This window comes from Labilibaculum sp. DW002 (assembly GCF_029029525.1).
Lineage (GTDB): Bacteria > Bacteroidota > Bacteroidia > Bacteroidales > Marinifilaceae > Paralabilibaculum > Paralabilibaculum antarcticum.
In genome coordinates this window covers 1-5,882 of the sequence record NZ_JAKJSC010000015.1, presented here as the reverse complement: position 1 = coordinate 5,882, position 5,882 = coordinate 1, and the positions used below count along the sequence as shown (strand labels likewise).

The following is a 5,882-nucleotide window of genomic DNA, read 5'->3' as shown; positions in this document are numbered from 1 at the left end:
CTGGTAAATAGATAGGCTGACCACAATTGACCTAGCAAGATATACAGAAAACAGAATTACTTAATCAATATCAAACTTGGAGTTAATCTGCAGGAGTCTGAAACCACTTCCGTGTATGTTCTCAATTACTATTCTGGAATCGGATTTTAAATACTTCCTAAGCTTGGTTATGTACACATCCATACTTCGTGTTGTGTAGAAGTTATCATTGCTCTAAATTACTTGTAAAGGCTTTTTTTGTGGTGTTTTATTTTGTTACCAAAGGTGCACTAAATTAGAATATATCTGTTGATGATGATCAGTAAGCTGCTCCCACACGAATCCTATTGCGTGGCTTTTACATCACAGCAATCACATTTTCTAATATTCATTTTTCTCCTCTGTAATCTTTAGCACTGGTATATGTGTATTCTTTCCAGATAGGTTAGCAGATCTTCATCAAAAGGATTGTAATGGATGTAATTAATCTTTCATCACTACCTTGATATTTATGCCAAACTGTATTTGGTGTTTATCAGAAATTACCACACGAAAAGATTGATTGCATCGAATTTTCTTTCGTGTAGTAGCGGGGGATTTTTTAGCCATATTCCTATTTGCATTAGGTTACCACTTTCCAATCCTCTCTCGTTCTACCTGCTTTTCTAGAGTAGCATATGGGGTTGGTATTTGACTGCGGTATAAAGGTTTTTTAAATTTGTACTGATTTCTATTTTTTATTAAACGCGTTGGAAGATTCTACAATACCTAATTAGAATTGTTCCTGTTTTTTCTTAATATTTTGCTTTTTTAAAGACTTCTTAAAGTAGTTGTTTTAGAATCTATCTCTTTGTCTTTCTTCCCATTTATCAGTTATGGGCCTATCTATTTTTTCTTTTATAGCACCACCCACCATTAGGCTTTTTTCAAATTTTTCATTAGTTGGTGGTTGATAAATATTTCCTGTAGCTGTACTTCGACAATATACAATTCGTCCATCGGCAAATTTGTAACAGATTACTTCGTTTTTTAACGGGCTAATATCATAATCTCCCTTAGTGTAGTTCACTTCTTCCCAATCGGCATGTATTTTAGGGTCATACCAAATGGAATTCGCTTCTCTTTCAAAAGTTTCAATATTTATTCTTTTTCCATTATTCGCCTCTGTTGTTTGCTCGGGTGTATATTCTTCAATAGGAATATAACTTTCGTATAAAGGAGCGGGAAAACCCTCTGCTTTGCGACGTTGATAATCTCTTTCACGATAAGTATCGAACACTTTGCCTGGAGGTAAGGGACGGTTTTTATCCATAAACCAAACATAACTTGATAAGGAAGTTTCAGGATCACCTCCAATATCTCGTTGCATAATCTCCCATATTGGTAATGTAATTGTAAGACTAATACTTCCCATACGGCTCATAGAGGTGCCATACTTTATTTTATCAAAGGACATAGTACAAGATCCTTTTCCATATTTTCTAGGCATGCTTACTGTTCCATCTAAGCGATTATATATATATATAAACGGAGGATAAAAAAATGAAAAATATAATAAAAAAATATTGATAAAAAATAGAATGCAATAGAATAAGACTATACCTAATGATTGTTCAAACATTGGTACTTCAAGAAAAAATCCTCCAATAAATAAGGGAATAGCAAAGTATAGAATAAATCGAAAAACGGATTTAATATTGCTCGTACAATCATTAACAAGGTATTTATCATCGGCATAAGTGTAACTACCACCTTTTATATTTATTTCGTCAAGTGGATAATAACCATTATTATAGATGCATTTCCGTACCCAATTACTCCCATCTTCTTTTTCATATGGAATTTTACGTTCGTATTTATGATGAGTAATTCTGCGGTAATATTTTTTATCTCTCTCGTCCATCATTTATGAGTTTATGGGAACAATATTATAACTTCCTTTAATTTGATTTTTATAACGGGTATCGTAACGAAGCTTGAGTTTAATTTTTATAATTCGTTGTTGTCCTTTTTCATTATCAAAAGGGAAAAAGAATTCTGAACCAGGCAAATTGGTTAACCTAATAAATACATTGCAATAAGCTTTTGAACCCCTTCTAGCGCGAGCTTGTAGCTCGTGTTCTGCGAATGCAGCAAAAAGCCTACAAAATTTCAACCGAAACTTGTCCTACTTCACCTGCATAATTTTTTGCGCTAGTATATTTCCAGCGATGTGCCTCTTCTACAAAACCAGCTTCTACAGGATTATTATGAATGTAATCTAATTTTTGAGAGGTTACTTTATTGCTCCACAATTCGATTGGCTTGATGTGTTGTTGCCAAAATTGTCGATTTTTCACATTACTATTCATTTTCCCAGCACGTTCCATCATCCAAAGCATCCATTCTTTTCTACTTTCTTGTGGATTTTCTGCAATCAAGCTTTGAAGTAGTTTTGATGAATAGGTTTTAAACTCTTTTATAATTTTACCCGGATTAGAATTTTGATCATTAAATATCAAATGAATATGACTAGGCATAATGCAGTAAGCATATATAACCATTCCTTTGTTCGCGCAACAATACTCTAAACTTTTGGCTACTGACGCAAAATATTGCTCACGAACAAAAACATCAATCCAATAAACCGTGGCAAACTAACGAAGTATAAACCTTCTTTGTTGTGAATTGAAAATCGACGAAGTCAAACTTATATTTTCGACTCAAAACATTGTAATTACACCATTTTACAAGCATATTCATACACTGATAATACCTATTCCAATTAAACAATATTCAATGAAATTTCTAGTTGATTATTATGCCATTGCAAAAAAATACTCATATTGCCATAGGTAGGTTATCGTATTTCTACTTTCGTAGAACACGAGCTGCAAGCTCACGCTAGCGCGGTGGAATTGCTTTTTCTTAATCAATTAAAAGAATATCCTTTACTATTTTAATAAACATAACTCTGACTCTATAAATTCGAGGCTTTTTTGCTAATTCCTCTTCTTCCTTTTTCTTTTTTTCTCGATGAGCTATTAATTCCTCACTATTATCGTCATTAATCGACATATTATACATGCCTGGTATTGTATTGTTCTCCTCGCACATCAATTCAAACTCTTTTGTAAAGTATTCAGGAGTATTAATATAGGACGTATGTAATGGTGCAGGAAAACCTTCGGCTTTACGACGCTCATAATCTCTCTCTCGATAAGGATCTAATGCATCTCCAGGGGGAAGTGGTCGGTTTTTATCCATATACCAAACCCAATAGCTCCACGATTGCAAGGCCTTAGCAAATATAAAGGGTAACATTATTCCTCCCTCTAGATATTTATCAGCAAAAGATTTATTTTTAAATAATTGCAAATAAACACCTCCCTGAAATCGGGTTTTTAAAGCCAACACAACATGCAACTCATTAAACCGAATTAACTGAGAACTATTCCAAAAAGAACCTGGTACCTGAACCAAACCTTTTTGCCTATCAAATATGAGTTTCCGTTCTCGATTCATATAGTAGGCTTTTATGAAAAACCAAATGGCTGGAGGGTATGTTATTCCAGCTGTTAGTAAAACCATCACTAAAAAATCACTATTCAATTTCATCCCAAAAAGAAGGACACTACAAACCAATAAGTGTGCACCAATCCATCCCCATGCCCAATAGAGATCCATTTTTTTTGAATCGGAATCATCAAGTACAATATAATTTTCATCTATATAGTTAATATATCCAGGTGTAACTTTTTCATTTGTAACAATACCAGGTCCTGGTAATTGACTAATACAAAACTCCGGATACTTTTTTTTCCAATCTTTAGATACTTTGGCTTCTATTCTTCGATTTGGGTTGTAATATTTATTTATATCCATCGTATTTCATTTTATTGCTGTATACTGGGTGTGCGTTACTTCCCAGTACAAGGGGTGTTTTATTTTTTTAGTCATGTTGCTAATTTGCATCAGATTACCACTTTCCAATCTTCTCTCGTTCTGCCTGCTGTTCAGGAGTAGCTTCGGGTGTAGGTATTTGACTGCGGTATAAAGGTTTTTTAAATTTTGCTTTTTTGCGGCGCTCGAAATCTTTTTCGCGGTAGGCATCTAAATCCTCGGCAGGGGGTAATGGGCGGTTTTTATCCATATACCAAGTTAAATAGGCTAAATCTTGATAACAGTCCATACCTCCAAATGGAAACCTTAACCAACTACCTGCTTTATCAGGTCTCACAATAATTAATTGATATGCCCCAATCATATTTGGCCCCCCAGAAGTATATGAAAACTTAATTCTATCGAACGGCATAGTAATATTTTTTCTCCATAAAAAACCAGGAAAAGTTATTGTTCCATCCATTCGATTAAAAATCTCTTCTTTTTTAGGCATTGTGAGATAGTAGATAATAAAAAAAAGAAGTATTAACCAAGCACCTATATATATATCAAGCATCGTCCCCCAATCTCCCTCTTCGATAGAAAAATAAGTGATTAACGCTATGTAAAACAATGCTACCCCTCCCCCAATTATTGGAGTAATATGCGATTGTGCAGAACGCTTTAGGTATTCATCATTAACAACAGAATACCCCATTTTACCTTTAAAGAAATACTTATCTGAAGGAACAATAACCCTCTTCAACCAGCTCTGCGGGCCTTTATCGCCTATTTTTTTTATTCCGGTATATTGGGTGTGAGTTACTTCCCGGCAAAATGGATGTTTTGCTTTTTTAGCCATGTTTCTATTTGCATTAGATTACCACTTTCCAATCTTTTCTCTTTCGGCCTGCTGTTCAGGAGTAGCTTCGGGTGTAGGTATTTGACTGCGGTATAAAGGTTTTTTAAATTTGGCTTTTTTACGGCGCTCGAAATCTTTTTTGCGGTAGCCATCTAAATCTTCGGCAGGAGGCAAAGGCCTATTTTTATCCATGTACCAAGATAAATACGCTAAATCTTGATAACAATCTATTCCTGGAAAAGGAAATCCTAGAGTTGAACCCGCCTTATCTGGTCTAATAATAACTAATCGGTATGCTCCTATGAAATTCGGACCTCCTGATGTGCAGGAAAATTTGATTTTATCGAAAGGCATAGTAATGTTCTTTTTCCACATAAAACCTGGAAAAGTTATGGTACCATCCATTCTGTTTAGTATTATTTCTTTTTTTGGCATTGTGAAATAATAAATAATAATAAATAATAATATCAACCAACAAAAACCATATAACAATAAAAACCAGTTGTCATTAGAACTTTCATTAAATCCATGTTTTACAATATCATAACTAAAAAACACAATAAATAACAAAGTAATTCCTCCCAAAATTAATGGAGCTATATAGGCTTGTGCATGAGATTCAACAAATTCATCTGTTACAGTTTTACCACCCATATTACCCTTATAAAAATATTTATCTAAAGGAACAATCACTTTTTGCAACCAACTTTGTGGGCTTTTATCGCCTATTTTTTTTATTCCAGTATATTGGGTGTGGGTTACTTCTCGGAACAATTGATGTCTATTGTTCTGCGAATTCTTTTTTACTGCCATATTAATTTTTTATAACCTCAACTTTGTTTGTTCTAAACTTTATTGTTGCAGGAGGCTCGGACACTTCACCTTTAAGGTTAGTTTTAGCATAAACTATTGAACCATCTTCAAAGGTGTATTTAATACATTGTTTGGCCATTGGTGTTCGCAAACCTTTACCAACTCCATATTTAGCCTTTTTCCAATCCTTATCAAGGATAGGGTCGTACCAACGGGAGTTGTGCTCTCTTTGGAAGTATTCAATATTCTCTTTCCAATATTTATCTCTTTCTACTTGTTGCTCAGGCGTTGCCTCAGGGGTAGATACAAAGCTAGGGTATAATGCAGGAGGGAAACCTTCCGCTTTCCGCCTCTCAAAATCAATTTG

At 34.3% G+C, this 5,882-nt stretch carries 6 protein-coding genes; all 6 read right to left on the bottom strand.

All coding sequences use genetic code 11. The features are described 5' to 3' along the window. Positions 1–814 precede the first annotated feature (814 nt). Positions 815–1,882, bottom strand: coding sequence for a hypothetical protein (locus L3049_RS21485; RefSeq protein ID WP_275111898.1), 1,068 nt, complete (start codon positions 1,880–1,882; stop codon positions 815–817). A gap of 238 nt (positions 1,883–2,120) precedes the next feature. Then, positions 2,121–2,597 (bottom strand): transposase, encoded by a 477-nt coding sequence (locus L3049_RS21480; RefSeq protein WP_275111899.1) that lies wholly within the window; start codon positions 2,595–2,597, stop codon positions 2,121–2,123. A gap of 289 nt (positions 2,598–2,886) precedes the next feature. Then, complete coding sequence (locus tag L3049_RS21475) at positions 2,887–3,843, bottom strand: hypothetical protein (RefSeq protein ID WP_275111897.1); 957 nt, start codon at positions 3,841–3,843, stop codon at positions 2,887–2,889. A 94-nt stretch (positions 3,844–3,937) separates the two neighbouring features. Then, positions 3,938–4,702 (bottom strand): hypothetical protein, encoded by a 765-nt coding sequence (locus L3049_RS21470; protein ID WP_275111896.1) that lies wholly within the window; start codon positions 4,700–4,702, stop codon positions 3,938–3,940. A gap of 18 nt (positions 4,703–4,720) precedes the next feature. Continuing rightward, complete coding sequence (locus tag L3049_RS21465) at positions 4,721–5,515, bottom strand: hypothetical protein (RefSeq protein WP_275111895.1); 795 nt, start codon at positions 5,513–5,515, stop codon at positions 4,721–4,723. Position 5,516: 1 nt separating this feature from the next. Next, a partial coding sequence (locus tag L3049_RS21460) for a hypothetical protein (RefSeq protein WP_275111894.1) occupies positions 5,517–5,882 on the bottom strand: 366 nt, incomplete at its 5' end.

Coding starts and splice junctions, on each gene's coding strand:
- L3049_RS21485 (WP_275111898.1), bottom strand. CDS start 1,882: ATGGACGAGAGAGATAAAAAATATTACCGCAGAATTACTCATCATAAA.
- L3049_RS21475 (WP_275111897.1), bottom strand. CDS start 3,843: ATGGATATAAATAAATATTACAACCCAAATCGAAGAATAGAAGCCAAA.
- L3049_RS21470 (WP_275111896.1), bottom strand. CDS start 4,702: ATGGCTAAAAAAGCAAAACATCCATTTTGCCGGGAAGTAACTCACACC.
- L3049_RS21465 (WP_275111895.1), bottom strand. CDS start 5,515: ATGGCAGTAAAAAAGAATTCGCAGAACAATAGACATCAATTGTTCCGA.